Origin of the sequence: Chitinophaga sp. CF418 (assembly GCF_900142925.1) — a bacterium.
Taxonomy (GTDB): domain Bacteria; phylum Bacteroidota; class Bacteroidia; order Chitinophagales; family Chitinophagaceae; genus Chitinophaga.
The window spans coordinates 173,920-195,168 of the sequence record NZ_FRCN01000009.1 but is presented as its reverse complement, the minus strand read 5'-3'; the positions used below and the strand labels follow the sequence as shown (position 1 = coordinate 195,168).

Sequence of the window (21,249 nt, the reverse complement as noted above, 5' to 3'; positions counted from 1 at the left end):
GTATGAATAGTATTCAGGTTCCCTGACCGTTCAGCAACTGCTTCACCACATGTTTGTAGTTCTTTCCCAGTGGCAGCTGTTTGCCATTCTTCAGGCTAATAATATTTCCCTCAATATAGCGCACAAATTTCTTATTGAGGATATAAGATTTATGAGTGCGGATGAAGGTATCTGCAGGTAGCTGGCTCTCAAAGCTGCTCAATGTTCTGGGGGTCAGCAGGAAACGCTGTTCATCCCATACCTTAACATAGTTACCCAGACTCTCGAGGTAGTATATATCTTCCGGGTCCAGTAAGATCTGTTTCTTATCAGACTTAATGTAGATTCGTTCAGGAACAGCTGTTGTAACCTGTGGCGGTGCCGCTGCCAGCGCTATGGTTGTAGCTTGTTGCCTTAGGGTGTAATCAGATAGTGCCCGGTTGGCGGCCTTCAGGAAACGATCAAAGCGGAAAGGCTTCAGCAGATAGTCGCATACATCCAGGTCAAAGCTCTCCAGCGCATGTTCTTCATAGGCAGACGTGATGATAACAAGTGGACGTTGCTGCAATGTTCTCAGAAAATCCAGCCCGTTCAACTTAGGCATGCGAACATCCAGGAAGATAAGATCTATAGCCTGCCCGTTCAGAAAATCCGGCACTTCCATAGCCCTGTAGCACTGTCCGCAGTTCTCCATGAAGGGAACGTCCTCCATATATCGCAGAATAATATCGTGAGCCAGTGGCTCATCATCCACTATTAAACATCGCAATCTCATGAGAGGTCCAGTTGCATTTCAGCCTTAAATGTATGATTTTTTACAGCGGTTTTCAGGGAATGCCGGCCTGGGTACAACAGCGCCAGCCGCTTTTGCAGGTTGCCGAGCCCTATGCCTGCATTGCCGGTAGTACCTGGTTCGAAGGAGTTCTCACAGCTGAAATACAGCTGCCGCTCAGTACAGGTAAGATGCAGGTGCAGGAATGCGGGGCCATCTGCCGGCGCTATACCGTGCTTAAAGGCATTCTCAATAAAGACGATCAACAGCATAGGCGGTACCGGTTGAGCATCATCATTGACGTGCTGTGCGAACTGCAGGTCCAACTGCATTTTCAAACGGATCTGCTGCAGCTGCATATAGTCGGCTATATACTTTATTTCCTCTCTGATAGGGACAGTCGCCTCATTTCCTTTATAGATCACATAGCGCATCAACTCCGACAACTGAAGGATGCTTTCCGGCGTTTGTTTTGACTGTTGCAGACTTAGTGCATACAGGTTATTCAAGGTATTAAAGAAGAAATGAGGATCCAGTTGTTGCTTTAAAAGGTCAAGCTCCGCGCGCGTCTTTTCCTTTTCCAGCGATACGATACGGTTGTTTTGCTTCGCCCATTGCAGTGCCAGTACAATAGGCAGTGTTAAAAATATAACAGACAATCCGCCAAAAGCATTCTCCAGTAAAAACGGATTTTCTGAAAAGATCCCTCCTAAAAGACTATTGACAGGCAATAAAGCTAATAATTGTCCCAGCACCGGGTAAAGAAAAGCCATCGCCGCAAATACACTCATCACATAAAGCACAATGCCCCTTTGCTTCAAGACCCTGGCCACCAGGAAACGGCTATTAATATAGTACAACAGGTAACCACACAAATACATGAACATGAACTGGGCAATAAAACTCAAAAAAACACCCGGCCTTGTGACAATCTTATACAGGTCAAACTCATAACCGATCAGTAGTTGCTCCTTTGTGTGATAGCGCGGATTATCCAGGCTGGACACCGCCATAGCCGAAAGCGTAATAGCAATGAGCAGCAGGCTGACCAACACTGCTTTATCAAGACTGATCTTATTGACCCATCTCACATGGCGGCCTCTTTGCTGATAATAAACAAGTGCTGACAATAACAATTCCAGCGAAATACAACAAATAGCGACTGTGACCAGAGAACCCACCGGACGCCCACCCAGCTTAAAAACAATACAAAAAGCAGTAATAAGGGGCAAACAAACAACATAACAAAGCAGCCAGTACAAAAGATACCGCCTCCGTGACAATTCCTGCAGCCATTGCATTCTGTTCCAGGAGAATACAAAGGCAGGTATTTGTATCATTGCCGATATGAGTACGTGAATAACGAACACGCCCCACGTAACCGGCCGAATCTCCAGGATGCTGATCCATATCAGCATGCCTCCAAACAGCCATACATCCAGGCGCTTCACCAGCGCCCCTTGTCTTTTAGTTAATTCATTCATATTGCAAACAAATAAAAGAACACTTATTCAATCACCCGCACAAATATTAATGACGAAAGCAGTATTTTTCATGATGTACGTCGACGGTAGCGAAAATAATTCAATTGCAGTCGTTTGTCATCTTCCGTCACAGTTTCCTCATTTATAGTTGACCACACTTCCACCGAAACCTAGTTTGCATGCATATTCAACTACCCAGCTATATATGCACAGACTACAAATAAAACACCTCACCAAAAGTTACAGCAATAATATCAAAGCGCTGGACGACATCTCACTGGATATTTCCAATGGCATGTTCGGATTACTTGGGCCCAATGGCGCAGGCAAATCATCTTTAATACGCACGCTGGCTACTTTGCAGTTACCCGACAGCGGACAGGTCTTGTTCGACGGCAAAGATATCCATCAGCATCCCCAGGAGCTGCGAAGCCAGCTGGGATATCTGCCCCAGGACTTTGGCGTCTATCCTAAAATATCCGCGATGGCATTGCTGGACCATTTTGCTGTACTGAAAGGACTATTAAATAAAGCAGAAAGGAAAGAGCAGGTACTGGCCCTTTTACATCAGACCAACCTCTATGCGGTCAGAAAACAGGCCGTCAGTACCTTCTCAGGGGGAATGCGGCAAAGGTTTGGTATTGCACAGGCATTGCTGGGTGCTCCTCAGCTGATCATTGTTGACGAACCTACTGCCGGTCTGGACCCTCAGGAGCGCAACCGCTTCCATGACCTGCTCAGTGAGATCGGGGAACAGGTGGTTGTATTGCTCTCCACACATATCGTGGAGGATGTGCATGACCTGTGTCCTGAGATGGCCGTATTGGCCCATGGGAAGGTCATTTTACGGGGAAAGCCGGCCTCGCTGACTGATGCCCTGGAAGGGCGGATCTGGCGGAAAACGGTCTCTAAAGATGCGCTGTCGCATTTCCAAACAGACTTCAATATTATTTCCACCCGCAGAGTAGCAGGCAGCATACAATTGCATGTGCTTGCCGATGATTGCCCCGATCCCGGATTCGAACCGTTTCATCCCGGGCTCGAAGATGTTTATTTCTCTGCATTATTTGGAGCGCAATGTCGCGGAAAGGAGGGTGTGATATGTTAAGCGCCCTGTCTGGATTTGAAGTACGATACCATTTCCGGCAGCTTACCTTCCAGATAGCTGCTCCGCTATTCCTTGGAATGGGAATGCTGGGCGTACACGGCAACTTCGGCGGCAGTGATGTACACGCCAATGCTCCCTATGTCATCACATATATTATCAGTATCCTTTCCCTTTTCTCTATTTTCGTCAGCACCTTATTCTGTGCGAATGTTGTTCTGCGGGACACCACCTACGGAATGGATGCTGTATTATTTACTACAGCAGTAAGGCGCTTGCCTTATTTCACTGTCCGGTTCATGGGATTAGTACTGGCTGTGCTGCTTGTGCTCTGTTCCTCAATCGTGGGTATGCTGACAGGTGCGCTATTGGCAGATAGTTCCCGCCTGGGCGCCTTTGATCCCAGTTACTTTATTCAGCCACTTTTTGTTTTTGGGATACCCAATATCCTGTTCGTTTGCAGTATTATATTCTGCACAGCAGTACTGACCAGGGATGTCCGCGCTACCTATGCTGCAGGAGTACTGTTATACATTCTTTACACTGTCAGCGCCATACTTGGCAACTCTCCGCTTTTTGCCAGTTCAGCGCTGAAAACGAATACACCCGGCCTGTTTCCATTATTAAGCGATCCATTCGGATTGGCCATCTTTTTCGGAGATACCCGTTCCTGGTCAGTGTTACAACGCAACCAACAACCCTTCCCCCTGGGTGGCACATTACTGCTGAACCGTCTGCTATGGACGGCATGCTCCTGCTTATTGCTGGTTATTACCTACAGCTGCTTTGCATTCCGTTTACAACTCCCGGTAAAGGCCATCCGGTCCCGAACAGACGAGAAACAGACGTCGGCGGTGCCTTACAGTCAGCAACAGGTAATCTCCGAAGGGTTCTTCTATGGCTGGAACAGCTTTCGTTCTCAGCTCAGGCTGGAAGTAATATCGGTGTTTAAACATATCCCTTTCCTGCTGATGGTAGCAATGTGGGCCTTTATTTTCTTCGTCGAATTGAAGGATTCGCTTTTGAACGGCGCCTATGGTATTTACTTTTATCCGGCCACCAATATCATTGTGGAATCACTGCTACCAGTCCGTCCCGCCATGTTACTGATCATCTTCTACGCCGCTGAGCTTTCAGCCCGTGAACGTAGTACAAATACACAGGCATTATTATATAGCACGCCTGTTCCCAATGGGAGTATCTGGGCTGCGAAATGCAGCGCACTGGCATTATTAATTGCAACACTGATCACCGCAAATATTATAATAGGAATAGTAATGCAGATCAGCAAAGGCTATTGGCATATTGACCTTCTTCTGTATGCATCACTATACTATTACAGCGGGTTTCCACTACTCCTGTTTGCAATTCTTGCACTCTTCATTCAAACGTTAACAGCCAACAAATACCCGGGAATGCTCCTGAATCTATTAGCAGCCGCCATCATTATATTCGGCCGTCAGTTTGGAATGGAGCACTACCTGTTACGTTACGCACAGACACCCCGCATGAGCTGTTCAGCTATGAGCGGGTTCGGGCACTTCGCACATGCCTTCAACTGGTACATGCTATACTGGTCGGCTTTGGCAACCTTCCTTTCTTTACTGACCATCCACCGCTGGCAAAGGAGCCGGTATATTAAGCGGAGATGGCGGCAAATAAGGGTTAAGCTGGTATGGTTGGCACCCCTGGTTATTTTCCTGTCCACAGGCGCTTTTATCTATTATAAAACCAATATTGAAGGCGGCTATAGAAACCATAAAGCACAACTGGACTGGCAGGCGCGTTATGAACAACGGTACAGACCATTGGCTGATCTTCCCCAACCGGTCATTACTGCTGTAAAAACAAACGTAGACATATATCCGGAAGAAGGGAAATACACGGTAAACGGTACTTTCAAACTCAGGAATATCTATTCTCACCCTATTTCGAAGATCTGGGTAAGCACAGATCCGGAGGTAACTTCCTGCAGTATTTATTTACCGGGTGTAGCCCATGAAACGCATGACGAAATATTCAAGCAATACTGGTATGAGCTGCAGACACCCTTACTGCCAGGCACCGAAATTACACTGCAATTTTCCATGGAAGTGATCCGTTCTGGCTTCATGCCATTCAATAGCGAGCATATAGTCACCGATAACGGCACTTACATTGAGCTGGAAAAATATCTTCCCTGTCTTGGATACAACGACAGGTTTGAAATCAGTGACCAGGCCAACCGGAAAGTCAATGGACTGCCTGAACAAGCGCAGCCCTTACCTGCAGACAGTACTTACCACCTCATTGATTTCGAAACTACAGTTTCCACCACCGCCGGGCAATATATTGTAACAACAGGCACACTACAAAGGTCCTGGTCAGCCAATAATCGTCATTATTTCCACTATAAAACAGCTGCTCCTGTCAACTACATGTTTGCCCTCAGCAGCAGCAGGTATGAAATAAAAAAAGAGACTTATAAAGGCATGGACTTCAGCATTCTCTTTCACCCCGGGCAAACTGCCAATCTCCCGGTTATGATGCGGGCCATGAAAGATGCCATAGACTATTGCACACAACACTTCGGTCCTTATCCGCATAAACAACTGATACTCGCCGAAATACCGCAATACAAAGGTGCTGCAACAGCTTACCCTGGTGTAGTGTTCAGTGCTGAAAACATCAGTTTCCAGGGTAATTTCAGCGATAGCAATAGGGTCAATCATGCGTATGGTATCATTGCTCATGAAGTAGCGCATCAATGGTGGGCAAACAAACTCTCTCCTGTAGCTCAGTCAGGAGCTGCATTGCTTACAGAGACGCTCGCACAGTACACAGAAGCCATGCTATTGGAACACGCTTTTGGTAAGCCGTTTATGCGGGAATACCTGCGTACTGACAACCAGTTATACTTCTCTCTCAGCTACACAGATGAACAAGAGCAGCCATTGGTCAGAACAATCGGACAACCTTTTGTGCATTATCAGAAAGGCAGTCTGGCCATGTATACACTAAAAGAAACACTGGGAGAAGAACGGATGAACAATGCCCTCCATCGCCTGCTGGATAAACACGCCTACCCGGGTACAAAAGCTACTGCGGATGACTTGATGAATGAGTTATGCCAGGATGCATCTGAAAGCGAAATAAGGCTCATTAAGGATTGGCTGGAAAAGGTGATCGTTTACTCACTGAAAGTCGAACTAGCGTCCTGTAAACGGATGCCAAACGGGCAATACAAATTGCAGTTAAATGTGGGCGTAGACAAAACAGACCGTAACAATGACCGCTCACTGCCTCCGGATGAAAACATAGACATTGCCGTCTTTGATGGCGGGATCAACACTCATAGTATTCCCATATACCTGAAAAAACATCATTTCTCCGGGGCCATGACCAGTCTGACACTTACAGTCAACAAACCGCCTAAAACGGTCGCTATTGATCCCTATTGCTATCTGCCGGATGCGAATCAATCGGATAACCTGGCAGAGGTGAAATAAAAACACGAAACCGGCCATCCCCATATTTTTAAACATGAGAGATGGCCGGTTCATATATACTCATTATCGTATCAGGGTAAATGCCCCTTTCTGCATCAGTTCTTTATTCTCCTGGCCAAAGAAACTATAGTTAATAATGTACACATACGACCCTCCCGGCTGTAACTGATCCCTGAACTTACCATCCCAGTGATCAGACACATTATTGGATGAGAATACCAGTTGCCCCCAGCGGTTAAAGATCTGGATATTGTATACCGCCACACCCCTTGTCTTTACAACAAACCGATCATTCACGCCATCTTTGTTCGGCGTAAAAGCAGTAGGAACATACAGTGAATTATTAAAGGTGACAAACACCGTTACTATATCTGTTTTACTACAATTTTTATCTGTCGTTGTTACAGTATAGGTAGTGGTTTCCCGTGGAGTGGCTATGGGATCAGCGCAACTGAAACAACTCAGGCCATTGGCCGGTGTCCAGGTATAATCAGTTGCATTGACAGCATGCAGTTGTACAGACTGACCGATATTGATAGTTGTATCGCTGTTGGTGATAGCTACCGGTGGAAGCGTAATATTATCAACTGTAACGGTAGACTGCTGTGCACAATTCCGCTGATCAGTCACTGACAGCTCATATGTCCCTGCCTGCAGCCCCGTAATATTAGCATTGACTCCGACATTATCCCAGTAGTAGCTATAAGGCGGTGTACCGCCTATTACCACAGCATTCACTTCACCATTTCTCTCGCCGCAATATTCATCCGTTTTATTATACGCCAGCTTTAGTTCAGCCGGTCCTGTCAGTTCAACCGGCACATCCACATTACAGGAAGCATTACGTACATTCACCACATAGCTGCCGGCAGATAAACTGCTGAAATCAGGACTGGTCTGATAACTTCCTCCCTTCAATGCATATTCAAATGGTCCTGTGCCACCGTTCACCTGCACACTAATGCCCCCATCTGTATCGCCATAACAGGTAGGCGGCGTTGTCACAACGCTTGCATCCAATGTCTTTGTGGGATCATTCTTCACATCCGCAATACGCGACAACCGGCAGCCGGCATTGTCCTCCACCTGTATGGCATACGATCCGATATCCAGGTTATCAAATACATTGTTATTTCCATTGTTGCTGCTACCGATATAGTATATGTAAGGAGCAGTTCCACCAGTCGCAGTTATTTCAATTTTACCCTTCGCGTTTATACAAGAAACATCCGTCACCGTGGCCGTCATATTCAATACCTGGTTGTCATTGATCGTTACATCATCAGTTACCGTGCAACCGGCATTGTCCTTCACCTGGATAGTATACAGTCCGGCATCCAGGTTATCAAATACGTTGTTGTTTCCATTACTGATACTGCCGATATAATATGTATAAGGAGCAGTTCCACCAGTCGCGGTTATTTCAATTTTACCCTTCGCATTTAAACAGGTAACGTCAGTCGGTGTGGCCGTCATATCCAGTACCGGGTTGATATTGATCGTTATATCGTCAGTTGTGGTACAACCTCCATTGCTTACTTCCACCTGGTAAGTACCGGCAGCAGTTACATTGATTTGCTGAGTGGTTGCACCTGTGTTCCACTTGTAGCTGCTGAAGCCACTACCTGCATCTAATACGGTCGTGCCGCCCGCACACATGCGCTGGTCAGGCCCCAGATTTACCACCGGTGGATCAAGTACTACAATACTTCGGCAGTAAGTGGTCTGTGTAGCCAATGTCTCATCCATCAGCAAGTTAATGGTATATGTCCCCGGCGTGTTATAAGTAACATCCGGCGGATCTTTTAACGTGGACGAGGCTATACTGGAACTGTTACAACTGTTAAAGACAAACCTTGACAAGGTATTACTGGTAGCGTTGGTAATGAATGCATACAGGTCATTGCCTTCCCGGAAGATAGGTGAAATAGAATGCGGGAAACTGAAGTTGCCCCCTGAATTCAATGAGGTGGCAGTGAAATTGCTGGTGATATCCGATGCAAAATCCAGGCGGGTCAGGTCAGAGGACCCCCCGCATACCACCAGGGCAAAGATCTTTCCGCAGTCATGGATGATGGAAATATCCCTTGGCCCGTTAATAATACCGCCTCCACCGCCCAGGTTCATACCGGTAGGCGTATTCGCCAGGGAATTACCGAAGTCAAGGCGGGTGATCGTATTACTGCCCTCATTCGTTACAAACACATACCAGTTACCGTTATCCTGTGTGGCAAAAATCCCTGTGGGATTACTCAGGTTACCCAGGTTTCCCAGGTTCACCGCCGTAGGCATATTACCAACAGAATTACCAAAATCAAATCGTGTAACGGTATGATTCAGAATATTTACTGTAAATCCGTACCAGTTACTTCCCTCTTGTGTAATGTATAGGTCATGCGGATAGTCCATACCGCCCATATTACCCCAGTTCGTAGCCACAGGCGCATTGGCCAGGGATGAACCAAAATCCACCTTCACAATGGAAGGCGATATCTCAGCTGTTCCCCCCACCGCTATCACATGCCAGCCATTGATATCCTGGATCACCTGTACCCCCTCGGTGTGATTGGGAATAGCTCCTCCCAGGTTACCAAAGTTGTCTGAACTGGGTGTATTCAGGAAACTATTGCCAAAACTATATCGCACCAGCTGTCCTATGTTATTGGTAATAAATGCGTAATAATTATTCCCGTCCTTTGCCATAGACAGAAAAGTAGGTACACTCAGGCTGCCGCCAATATTGCCCAGATTAGACACTACAGGAGTACTGAACAGGTTACCCGAACAGAAGTTCCAGAAATAAGTGTTTCCCCCGGTTGAAGTGTTCTGAATTTTTACAGGCGTATTCACACAGACAGTGTCGGGGATATTAAAACTTGCCACCTGGGCGGTTACAGGCAGGCAAACAATGGTAAACAGTACCATCATAGGTAATAAACGGGATGCCATGGGTCTATTGGGTATATTTGCTAATTATCTTTGAAAACCGGGGGCAAAATACAGAAAAATACTCATTTGATACTCACAAATACCGCCAGTGCTGGCATCATGCTATCATAAGTGTTTATGTGACGTTATAAGCACCATAAAAGATGCTGTCTGGAAAAAGCGATACATTTACAGTAGTATAAAGTATGTTATTATGCCAAAGGATTATTTCCTGGAGATGATCGAAGAATTAGGCAGGGTTTTAAGGGCTGTTATCAGCGCAAAGAAAAGCGAGCCGGCGAGAGCCCTGCAAGAAATTAATACTGTATTTACCTCGACTAAATTCAGAACGAAAGACTTCTTCGACAGTCTGAGCACCAGCGAACTGGAAGCATTTATAAATGAGAAGGACGTCCATTATACCACACTTGATGTACTGACAGATCTTTTATTTGAAGAAGCAGATATCAGGCTGGATACGGGCGATTATGCGACCGTAGAACTGCTCTTAAATAAAATTGATTTCCTCATCTCCTATATTTCAAAAAAAGAAATGGAAGCGAAAGTACTTTCTTTAAAGCGCGGTCCCCAAAAGGAACGACTACAGTTTCTGCGCACAAGCCTGCATAAATAACAAACCTCCATAAATAAAGAGACCTATAAATAGCAATAGGGAGAGCGAAAGTAGCACCCGGTTTCAGATGGAGATGGCGGGCCTTCGGCTCTCGGGTGACACGACCAATGCTGTTCAATCTATATCCAAACCCCTATTCGCTTGACAACGCCCAATCGACATCCGGAGAGGCGCCGACCGACATCCCATACTGAAACCGGAGCTACTTAGCGTAAATAATATAACGAGGTTATTTCAGCTTATCTGATGATGGCACCAGCCTGGCCGAAAGATCAGGCTCCTTCATATTCCTGTCCAGCGGGAACATCGGACGCTCAATCCTTTTATAGGGTAGACGCTGGAGGTCCTGGTCTACCCCACCCGGCGTTAACGCCAGTATCCAATCAGCCCTCATGTTATACAGTTCCGGCTCCAGGTAACCGATCTTCACCACCACAATATCTGATTTCCTGGGATTCAGCCCGAGTCTGGTAAAGTCATTTTCTTTATGATAGGGCTTACGTTTTTGAGTGACGATGACGTGCACACTCCCTACTTTCACCACCACTTCCACTTCAGCGTCCTTGTCTCCTTTTTCGATAGATTCTATTGTACCTGCCAGCCTTACCGGTGGCGCATAACGCGCATCCACAGCAGCACCGGCATAAGCATCTATATGACCTCCAACACCCACTTCCATCGCCTTTTTCACCAACTCAGGACCGGGAATAGAAGCATAGATCAGCGAAGGACCACTCTCAGACTGGAATTCCTTACGTTTCAGGATCTCCGTTAAAGTCCAGGTCACATCACCGGCCCCGCCCGCAGTAGGATTATCACCGGAATCGCTGATAAAGAAAGGATGTTTAGAGCTGGCAATAGCCTTGTTCAGACTTCCTTCCAGATTGTCAGTAGGTGCTACGAAGGAATAACCAAAGCGCGCATCCCAGAAGCTTTTGGCCAGCTGTTCCGCAGTACGGGTCACTTTTTCTTTATCATCGCCGGTCACCATTACCACGGCATGATTACGCGGTTCATCTGCCCAGGCATAACCTACCCAGATAGCTGCGTCAATGATGCCGGGTTGTGCAGCCGCCGGCGCTACAGCCTTATAAACGGTCTTTGCAGGCTCTATACGGGTACTTGTCTTTTCTCCCGGAAGAAGTACAGGAATAGGTATCCAGGCTTTAAATGCAGGCTTGCCTTTGCCGCTTTCTATCCGTGTCAACAGGTGCTGTACCGCCCGCTGCTTGGTTTCCATCGCATCTTCATGCGGCGCCATCCTGTAACAGGTGATCAGATCAGTATTTTCCGCCAGTCTCCAGGATACATTGCCATGCAGGTCCATAGAGGTGGAAATGATAGTCTTCTTACCAATTACCTTACGGATACGGGTAATGAAATCCCCCTCCGGATCGTCCAGTCCCACCACACTCATAGCACCATGGATATCGAAGAACAAACCATCATAAGGGGCATTCTTCTTCAATGAATCCAGCGTCTGTTTCACCAGCGACTCATACGCCTCGCGGGTCACCGCTCCTCCCGGCAGAGATTTGCCAATCAGCGCAGGCACCCATACCGCCCGGTGACGCAGGGGCGAGTCCACACCAAAGAACGGATAAGCAGAGAATACCTCTGTTCCGTACTTCGCATGGAATGCTTCTTCTTTTGTCAATGCAGGGGAAAATGTACTGGACTCTATCGCCAGTCCGGCAATAGCAATACGGGGAAGAGACTTCGTTTGTGCATACACAGTGGCACATACCAGTGAATAACACAACACCATTAGCAGAAGAATACGCTTCATATATAAGATTTTAGCTGATAATTTCCGGGAAACAGAGCAGTCAAATTAGTCAAAAACTCCCTCATTTTGTAATGAAGGTTTGGCTGGCCCTGATGCTATTTAAGCATCCCCCGGAATCTTATCCGCCTTTACTTATAGATCTTGCCTTCCTTGTTAAACTCCCTCACCAGTCCTTCCTCCAGGTCAACAGCAGACACCGGCGAGATACTTCCATCCGGCTGCATATTCTTCAGGAAACAATACTGCGCAACGTTGATAATGGATGCACCGGAGATCTCATGCGTGGCAGAGACCTTCTCAAGTATCCCTTCCTTCTCCATCATATGGTCCGGCAGGATCATTTTCCAGAGTTGCAGGCGCTCTGCCTGGTTAGGCATCGGGAATTGTATTATAGACTGGAAACGCCTTGAGAAGGCGGGGTCAATATTGTTCTTAAAGTTGGATGCCAGTATTACCAGGCCGTTATAGTTTTCTATACGCTGCAGCAGGTAAGCAATCTCCTGGTTAGCGTATTTATCGTGTGCATCCCGGATGTTGGTACGTTTTCCGAATAATGCGTCCGCCTCATCAAAGAAGAGTATCCAGTTCTTGTGTTCCGCCTTATCAAATAAATGGGACAGGTTTTTCTCTGTTTCCCCAATGAATTTGGATACCACCAATGACAGGTCAATACGGAATACGTCAAAGTCCTCCTCCATATTATCCGGATCTTCCGCAGGGTCACGTTTGCCCAGCAGGCAGGCAGACAAGGTTTTACCTGTTCCCGGCGGACCGTAGAACAATGCCCGGTAACCGGGCTTCAGACGCTTATTCGTAGCTCTCAGTTTATCTTTCAGGCGTAGCCATTTCTTCAGCTCATGCAGCTGCTCCATGGTTTGCGCATTTAATACCAGGTCGGGCCAGTCCAAAGGCGTGGTAATACTTTCCGCCGGAAAGTCGTTCCCGAAACGCGGTTTCGCATAGGTACCGGTCAGGAACTGGTCAATGTACTCCTGCGACATCACGAGCTTTCCACTCATAGCCGGCTCTCCTTCTTCCGGCTTTTCCACCCACAACACCTGCCGTTTGGCAAAGATGTGCGTTTCGCTCAGCAACTGCATTTTACTGATACGTGCAGACAGATCTGTGCCTGCCAGCAAAAACAGCAGGGTGTCGCCGGTAGGTAGTAACCCACGGAACTGCGTTCCCTTCACACAACCTATCAGCGGAAAATCTCCCTTGTCCACCAGCTGTTCATGGATAAGCGCTTCAAAGAACACCGCATTGATATGGGGAGCTAAGGCCATGATAAGCAATAATTGCGCATCTTTATCCAGTTCATTGTCATGGATGAATTTTGTCAATGGTGCATCGGGCCAGGAACTGCCTGGTTGAATACTCTCGTCGGGGATCATAGGTGTAGTGCCGGTTTCGGCGCCAAAATATTGGGACAACCGCTTCCGCATTTCGGTTTGCAGCCATGAAAGGTATTCCTGTAAAGCTGCTGCATTCTTGGTATTGTCAATCATATATGTATTGCTATTTCAACTGCTTATCTGGTCCGCCTGTTTTTCATCGTGATTGTCCAGGCTGGCCAATAGTAAGTTCCGTTGAACAAAAAAGGCGGCTTCTGCCGTATGGGTAACAGTTTATAAATTATCAGGGGGTTGCCGGAACAACAGGATCGGTTACATCATCCGTAGCCGTTTTGCTTGTGCTGTGCATATCATCGACATAAGCCTTGAACTCCTCTTTCCACTGCTTTTTCAGTTCTTTGAACTCCTTCATGGTAACAGGCGTGTCAATCACTATCTCCGGGAAAGGATGTGACTGTACATAGCTCATAAAATCAGTACCATGACTTCCCTCATGAAAACCAAGTGATTTATGTCCGGCGTCTTTATCGGTTTTTATATGTCCTCTGCCATAAGCAGAATCATCAGAAGAAGTAGCGTGCTTTCCATAGATAGTCTGAATGGTCAGCTTCTTCGAAATAGTAACGCTCTCTATCCTTTTCTTTTTATCGTATTTCAGGGAGAACCCTACGTTGATATTGCCGTTTGTCTTTGCCTGATCGGCAGGTACCTTATCTGCTTTGGTAGCCTTTCTGTCTGGCTTTACCACTACTGTAAAATCACCGATAGGAAATTTCGCAATCTTTGATTTCTTGTTTGGCTCTACTCCTTCCGGCAATGGCGTGGAGATTTCGCGCTGTACACCCGGCGCGCTATGTGCTGCCGGAGCATTAGCTTTCCTGCTTTCAACAGCAGGCGCTGCTCCCTGTTGTACGACGTGTGTCAGTTCGTGCGCCAGGAGATGTTTACCTACGGAAGAATCTGTATCATATTTACCACTGTTGAAATAAACATCATTTCCATGTGTGAAAGCCTGCGCACCTAATTCATTGCTCAGTGCTGCCGCTTTCTCACCGGTATGGATGCGCACATTACTAAAATCAGCGCCAATGGAATTATTCATCTCATTACGCACCTCACGGGAAAGTGGTGTGCCGTCCCCCCGCTGATCTTTCAGCTGTTGCGCGAGTTGATCATTTCCTTCACGTGCACCACCGGAGCTATTCTCCTTTGCCATTAAGGAAGGCGCTCCGCCTTTCTTTTCCTCCTCCTTTTCTTCTTTCAGCACTTCATCAGCAGCAGGCTTCTTCTCAGGCTCTTCCTTCTTCTGCAGCTTCTCCTCTTCCTTACCCATGTCGCCTTTTTTCTGTACGGGTTTCTCCTCTTCTTTTTTATCAGGTGCTGACTTTTTCTGCAGCTTCTCTTCCTCTTTACCTTTATCCTCTTTCTTTTGTACTGCTTTCTCTTCTTCCTTTTTATCGGGCGCTGACTTCTTCTGCAATTTCTCTTCTTCTTTACCCTTGTCATCCTTCTTCTGTACAGGTTTCTCTTCCTCCTTCTTGTCATTCATACCCTTCTTCTGTACCTGCTTCTCTTCCTCTTTCTTTTCAGGCATGGCCTGTACTGCAGATATTTCCTTCCGCTGTACAGCTGTACCACGGGCGGGTTGCTTATTCACCACTTTATCTGCTACAGAGTCCGCTTCTTTCTCATACTGATCTCCCGGCTCACCGACACTCAGTTTAGGCTGAAAGAAAGCATCTTCTTTTGTTTGTATGGCTTTTGAAGCAGGGCTGAAGAAAGGGCCCTCCTTCTGATCTGTTTTCTCGGGGTTACGATGTCTCCGATAGCGACGGCTACTGCTCGTTTTCATATCTATCGATTTAAATGATGGGGGCTATTGTTCAGCCATTGTTAAAAGGCGTTCTGCTATTTCTGTAGCCAGGGCGCGATAATCTTTTGCGCCATTGGCAGTATTGTCGAATGTAAATATATCCTTTGCCTGTTCCTGTGCTTTTGCGAGCGATATATTGCTGCGGATGCCTGATTCCAGCACCTTTCCGGGATACATCTCCTGCAACTGTGCACGGATCTGTTTATGCATGCTTTTATGCTCGTCAAATTTTGTCAGGACAAGGCCCAGTATTTCCAATCTTTTGTTGAGTTGTTTTTTGATCAGCTGCACATTCTTCATGAAGCGCTGCACTCCCTTAAAAGGCAGGAACTCTGCCTGCAGCGGCATCAGTACATAATTGCTTGCAGTAAGGGCATTAACGGTTAACATCCCCACTGCCGGAGGACAATCGATCACTACAATATCATACTGGTCTTCCAGCTGACCTAATACCTGGTTCAGTAGCTGTTCTCTGCCATATATGCTTACCAGTTCCAGTTCAGCGCTGGCCAGTTCCAGGTTGGCAGGTATCAGTGGTAAAACGCCGGTATTTACAACGGCTTGCTGCGTATCCACCAGTTCACCACTGGCGGCCTGTTTGAGCAACTCATAGATACTTAGTTCAATGTCATCGGCTATACCCATAGACTGGGTGAGATTTGCCTGGGGATCCAGATCAATCAGTAACACATCCTTTCCCATCCGTTGCAGGGCAGCTGCAAGGTTCAGAGCTGTGGTTGTCTTACCAGATCCACCCTTTTGTATAGCAATAGAAATCGTTAGCATTTTACCAATAATTACGTTAGATATTCCGTAATATCCGTCAGGACGACCCTTCCATCGGCACTTCCGGATATCAGCATTTTTCCATCGGCACTGAACCCAAGCGCCCTTACTTCCCTTTTATGGATATCTTTCTCCATTAGGAATTCACCGGTTTCAATACTTCTGAGAAATACCTTACCTCCCGATCCTCCAAAAGCGAAAAGACGGGAAGAAGGATGAAACCTGAAGGCCGAAGAACCCGGAAATTCTTCATTCATATTCTCAGACAGCACTCTTTTCATCTCCGGCAATTCCCACATCAGATCAGCATATGGCAGCAGCCCGATCACAAGCAGATACTTTTCTGCTTTATCTGTCTCCATATAACCGGCCTGTATAATACCTCCAGGATACTGCTCTTTGCGTTTACCGGATTTAATATCATACACAGAGAACTTGTCCTCATTATTTCCTGTTATGATCACAGCACTGTCTTCCTGCAGAAAAGCAGCTACCACAGGTTTGTTGCCATAGGAAACTTTTTCCAGCTGGTCCGACATCCCGTAATAATCCCTGAACAACTCCGGCGATAAACCTTCCGTATGCTCATAGCCTTTATAGTCACTATAATTGAACACCTCTATATCGTCCTTATCCAGTATAGACAAGTCTCTTCCTGTCACCATTAACAGGTCTTCATGTGCTCCGTAACGTACCTTGTAAGGTTTATCCCATGCCATTTCCCTGGTCAGGTACATATCTTTCAGATCGAAGAACCTGATATGATCTTCCGCTGTCAGATACGCCAGTGTGCTGCTATGCCTGTTAAAAGAAAGACTCACTATACTTGATACATTGCCAGCTTCCTCTTCTGCCACACATTCCCAGGTATTCGTATCCCAGATAGTCAGACTGGGATTACGGTCTGCATCAACGATCTTACCCACTGCCAGCCATTTTCCATCTGGACTGACAGCCATACTCAGTACAGCTTCCTTATTCTTAAATGTCAATTCCATAACTAACTATTCTTTTTATTACAGGAATGGTTCCTCTGCTCCTGCCTTACCGCCTGAGCCTCTTATCGTCTTCGCACCCGGCGTGTTGTCCTCTGCGATCGAACTTATAAAGTTCGGCCCAACGGACATCTCATATCTGTCACCACTCATCTTTATGTTATGCGCCTCTGTCACTACACGCAGATTAGTATCTTCCCGCAGCTGTTTTTCTCTTGTACTATCATTACTATCGCGACCTATCGTTGTCCATAAATTACCAAGATCATGGATGTGATCCACCTCATATGGGATCTTGTACGGATCATAATTATTATAATCAGCCCCCTCATTGATGATCATAGCACCTATCGTAGTATCTGTCGGGTCATGTTTTGACAACACTTTCCAATCTTTATCATCACCGGCGATTGCCTTCGCCTTGGCCGCCAATACCTTATTGATCATAGCTTTCTTCCCCTTCACCGGATCAGCATTGATCTCATTCCTTCTGCCTTTCCAGTTATGCATATTGTCATACAGCCATGGGCGCACACTCTTCGATCCGGCGGTACCCCAGCTTGCAGGGAATTTCCTGACCGCAGGAACAGTATCTGAATACTCAGTTATTGATCCTTTTGAAAGTGCTATACTGATCGTAAATACCCTTTCACCAGGCAGTCTGTCTTCAGGCTTCTTCTTCCTGAAGTTCTTATTAGACAGCAGATTCTTCACGTTTACCATATGCACCTTATCCTGGTCTTTCTTTATCTCAGTGATCTTGTATATTTCTCCTCCAAAATTGAAATATGCTCCTACCACAAAGCCCGGAGGAATTGCAGGGGTTGTGTCCATGCCACTTCCCGTTACTTCATCCGACTTCTTCATTCTCTGAATATACAGATAATTCCAGTGATCTTTCTTATCAATAACGTTGATCGATTTAAATGTTTTATTGTGTGTTTTCTCTACATCAGCTGCCACTTTCTCCGCCTCTGTTTTAGTCAACTTTTTATCACCGGCAGCGGTTTCCTTATCTTTGGCGATCAGTGCTTTTACACCTTCTGCCAGTTGCTTTTCGGCATCCTTATCCTGTTTCTCGTCCTTCTCATCTCCAGGTTTTATAATGGCCTTTACTTTTACTGACTGCTTATTCGGCATGCCTGCCATGGTACCGGTTACCATCCAGAGATCAGTGCCCTGTGCAGCAAAGCTGATACCGCTCACATTGAACTGCTTCTTAATACCATCCAATGTAGCCATCAATTCAGTACGTGTCATTGGTTTATGACCCTCCAGCTCTTTCACTTTCTTCATGGCCGCAGCGAAGTTCTTCACGGCATCAGGATCTGCTTTACCTTTGCCCTTATCCTTGTCTTTTCCTTTTCCACCACCTGCTCCCGGAGCGCCACCGGCTGGTGTACCACCCGCACCAGGTTTACCCGGTGCAGCAGGCGGAGGCGTTCCTTTGGCTGGCCCGGCCTGCGCAGCACCGCCATCAACGAACTTACCTTGTTTTTCCTTATCTCCTGCACCACTCTTCTGTGGTACATGATCATCAACAAGATCTGTCATGAACTTGGTACCATCAAATTTCGCCTCACTGAAGCTCACTTCAGGCACCTTACCAGAACCTAACACATATTCCATATCTGCTCCGATACCAAATTCTCCCGGTAACGGATATTCAAGCGCTCCGATCGGCCAGGTCCATTTCTTATCTGGTAATGGTGACCACCACGGACTATCCAGTTCTACGAACAGATCTCCGCTCAATCCAAGGAACGGCTGCGCCGCTATCTCCATATGACCTTTGAAGAAGAACTCTCCAGGATCACGATAGCCAATAGTAGGTCTTGCATCTACATAACCTTTCACACCGGCATCTGCATTGACGCCCACACCTACCTTCAGATCATGTCCTGCCAGTTCCAGACCTGCACCACCTTCTGCACGAAGACGCAGACCTGCATAAGCGGACATATTCAAAGAACCGGAGAGCGAGATATTCTTCGCTATATCAGGATTATTCGAATAAGTACCCGCTACCTCGATGTTGTATATCTTCGCCGGACCTACCTTCGCCATCGCGATCAGCGCCATATTGGCAAATACAAATACATTGCCTATCACCGGTATGCCGTAAGCCGCACGGGCTTCCAGCTTGAACAATTCTTTACTGTAATCTCTCTGCTGGAAGAGAATGATCTCTTTCGGCGGAGCAATCTTACCGACTACGGTCACAAAACCCTTACCATCCACGATCACGTTCACACTACCGGCAAACCATTCTGTCATATTGAAGGTCAGCGTACCCATACCGGCCATACCACGAGGACCTTTACCCTCTGCTGCTGGCACCTCAGCAGGTAGTGCTGCTTCTTCTGCAGAAACAGTTCCCACTTGTGCTTTTGCAAAATTGTCTGCCGTCTTCTTATCTGTCATCACCAGCATCAGCGAACCACTCAACCTGTCTCCGGAGTAGCCCACCATTCCCTTTACATCCAGCACGCCTTCCTGGAACTTCGCTGCTATCTCTCCGGAGAAGCCTTTGAAGCTCACACCAAATGCGCCTTCTCCGGTCATCTTATCTTCCATCAGCGTAATGGTCAGATTGCCTTTAGCCACTCCATGTATATCCAGCTCCGCAGTTGCGCTCACCGATGGTTTCATGTTCGTAAAACCAATATCCATAGTTGCCTCTGCGAAACCGCCTACCTTCACCTTTACTGCATTCAATGCAAATGTGAAAGTACCGTTCTCGAAGGTATTCGTTGCTTTTGACAACACATTTTCTACATCCATGCCCGTTAGCCAGCCAAGCGCTTTACCATTCTTACGCAGCCACTGAGGGATGGCCTCCGGCGCATTGCTTTGTCCGATAGTTGCAAAGCCGCTTACCTCCCCGTTAGCCAATCTTACGGCCAGCATCGGATTGGCAGCGCTGAATAGTGGCATGTTCAATGGCAGATATGCATTCTTCAGACTCTCCATCACACCTTCCTTCTCTCTCACTTTGATCACACCCGCACCAGCTACCTTACCTGCATTGATATTAACATCCAGACCTTTATGGCCCGCTCCTTTGATTGCTTCAATAAGGTTCTTCGATGGATTGAATCTACCTGAAGAGATATTCACCACTTCACCCGGAGCACCACCAGGCGCTCCCGCAGCTGCTGGTTTTCCGCCCGGAGCACGTTGTATGGTATCTACTGCCTTAGATTGTACATCAGGAGTTTCTTTTTTATCTTCTGCGGATGTATCGCCCGCTGCGCTGCCTTCCGCTTTCTGTACAGCAGGTACTATCCCCGGATCAGCTTTCTTCTGAACAGCTGCGCCCTGTTGTACCGTATGTGTCAGCTCATGCGCCAGCAGATGCCTGCCGGTACTGCTGGTTGCATCAAATTTATTATCATTGAAATAAATATCGTTTCCATGTGTGAACGCCTGCGCCTGCAGGTCGTTGCTCAGCGCTGCCGCATCAGTACCAGTATGCACACGCACATTACTGAAGTCTGCCCCTATAGACGATTCCATCGCCGTCTTCGTATCAGAAGGCAATGGCGTGCCGGAACCTTTCGTTTTCTGTAAACGGTCTTCCAGCCCACTGCTGGCTGTATCTTTTGCATCATCGCCGTTTCCTTTTTTCTGTATATCATCCGGCGGGTCGCCCATGCTATCGAAAATAGGCTTGCGTTGCAGTTTCTTCTCTTCTCCGGATATCTCTTCTTCTTTTCCCTCCTGCTCTTTCATTTGCAGGGCATCCGGTTGTGCGGCAGATGAGGGTGTATGCCCGGAAGGGACTGTGCTCACGGGAGCCGGAGCTACAGTTTTGGCCTGCACAGCAGCAGGTTCGCTCATACGCTGTACTACCTTATCTGCTACCTGGTCAGCTTGTTTTTCATAGTGGTCATCAGGTTTTCCAATACTCAGTTTCCGTTGAACGAAAAAGGGTTCTTTCGCCGTCTCCTTCTCCCCGAAAAAAGCACCACCTCCCTCTTCCTTTCCAAAAAAGGAATTGCCGGCAGGCTGCTTCGCCTTACTGCTCGTGCTTTTATTATCGGTTGCTTTTATCATAG

12 protein-coding genes are annotated in these 21,249 nt (G+C 47.0%); 3 read left to right on the top strand and 9 right to left on the bottom strand.

Translation table 11 applies throughout. From position 1 onward, the window contains the following. Window positions 1–13 precede the first annotated feature (13 nt). Window positions 14–754 carry a LytTR family DNA-binding domain-containing protein gene (locus tag F3I09_RS20230; protein WP_149696859.1) on the bottom strand — a complete coding sequence of 247 codons (741 nt, stop codon included), beginning with the start codon at window positions 752–754 and terminating at the stop codon, window positions 14–16. Beyond that, complete coding sequence (locus F3I09_RS20225; RefSeq protein ID WP_149696858.1) at window positions 751–2,235, bottom strand: sensor histidine kinase; 1,485 nt, start codon at window positions 2,233–2,235, stop codon at window positions 751–753. Before F3I09_RS20225 ends, F3I09_RS20230 begins: the two co-directional genes overlap by 4 nt. A gap of 205 nt (window positions 2,236–2,440) precedes the next feature. Here F3I09_RS20225 and F3I09_RS20220 point away from each other — a divergent pair, with 205 nt between their 5' ends. Both F3I09_RS20220 and F3I09_RS20215 read left to right on the top strand, forming a co-directional pair. After that, the gene (locus F3I09_RS20220) at window positions 2,441–3,343 is read left to right on the top strand and encodes an ABC transporter ATP-binding protein (RefSeq protein WP_149696857.1); all 903 of its coding nucleotides are present in this window, start codon (window positions 2,441–2,443) and stop codon (window positions 3,341–3,343) included. After that, on the top strand, window positions 3,313–6,828 hold the full coding sequence (locus tag F3I09_RS20215; protein WP_149696856.1) for a M1 family aminopeptidase: 3,516 nt from the start codon (window positions 3,313–3,315) through the stop codon (window positions 6,826–6,828). Before F3I09_RS20220 ends, F3I09_RS20215 begins: the two co-directional genes overlap by 31 nt. Window positions 6,829–6,891: 63 nt before the next feature. On the opposite strand, the gene F3I09_RS20210 is transcribed toward F3I09_RS20215, so the two are convergent. After that, complete coding sequence (locus F3I09_RS20210) at window positions 6,892–9,777, bottom strand: gliding motility-associated C-terminal domain-containing protein (RefSeq protein ID WP_149696855.1); 2,886 nt, start codon at window positions 9,775–9,777, stop codon at window positions 6,892–6,894. A gap of 193 nt (window positions 9,778–9,970) precedes the next feature. Here F3I09_RS20210 and F3I09_RS20205 point away from each other — a divergent pair, with 193 nt between their 5' ends. Continuing rightward, window positions 9,971–10,390, top strand: coding sequence for a hypothetical protein (locus tag F3I09_RS20205; RefSeq protein ID WP_149696854.1), 420 nt, complete (start codon window positions 9,971–9,973; stop codon window positions 10,388–10,390). Window positions 10,391–10,619: 229 nt separating this feature from the next. On the opposite strand, the gene F3I09_RS20200 is transcribed toward F3I09_RS20205, so the two are convergent. The 6 genes from F3I09_RS20200 to F3I09_RS20175 all read right to left on the bottom strand — a co-directional run bounded on the left by F3I09_RS20200 (window position 10,620) and on the right by F3I09_RS20175 (window position 21,247). Further along, window positions 10,620–12,179: a M81 family metallopeptidase gene (locus tag F3I09_RS20200; RefSeq protein WP_149696853.1), complete on the bottom strand. Its 1,560-nt coding sequence runs from the start codon at window positions 12,177–12,179 to the stop codon at window positions 10,620–10,622. 128 nt (window positions 12,180–12,307) lie between these two features. Beyond that, window positions 12,308–13,687, bottom strand: a complete 1,380-nt coding sequence (locus tag F3I09_RS20195) for an ATP-binding protein (protein ID WP_149696852.1) — start codon at window positions 13,685–13,687, stop codon at window positions 12,308–12,310. A 130-nt stretch (window positions 13,688–13,817) separates the two neighbouring features. After that, complete coding sequence (locus F3I09_RS20190) at window positions 13,818–15,386, bottom strand: DUF4157 domain-containing protein (protein ID WP_149696851.1); 1,569 nt, start codon at window positions 15,384–15,386, stop codon at window positions 13,818–13,820. Window positions 15,387–15,410: 24 nt separating this feature from the next. Then, on the bottom strand, window positions 15,411–16,193 hold the full coding sequence (locus F3I09_RS20185) for a ParA family protein (protein WP_149696850.1): 783 nt from the start codon (window positions 16,191–16,193) through the stop codon (window positions 15,411–15,413). Between the two features lie 11 nt (window positions 16,194–16,204). Beyond that, window positions 16,205–17,191, bottom strand: a complete 987-nt coding sequence (locus F3I09_RS20180; protein ID WP_149696849.1) for a WD40 repeat domain-containing protein — start codon at window positions 17,189–17,191, stop codon at window positions 16,205–16,207. 18 nt (window positions 17,192–17,209) lie between these two features. After that, the gene (locus tag F3I09_RS20175; protein WP_149696848.1) at window positions 17,210–21,247 is read right to left on the bottom strand and encodes a DUF4157 domain-containing protein; all 4,038 of its coding nucleotides are present in this window, start codon (window positions 21,245–21,247) and stop codon (window positions 17,210–17,212) included. Window positions 21,248–21,249: the final 2 nt, after the last annotated feature.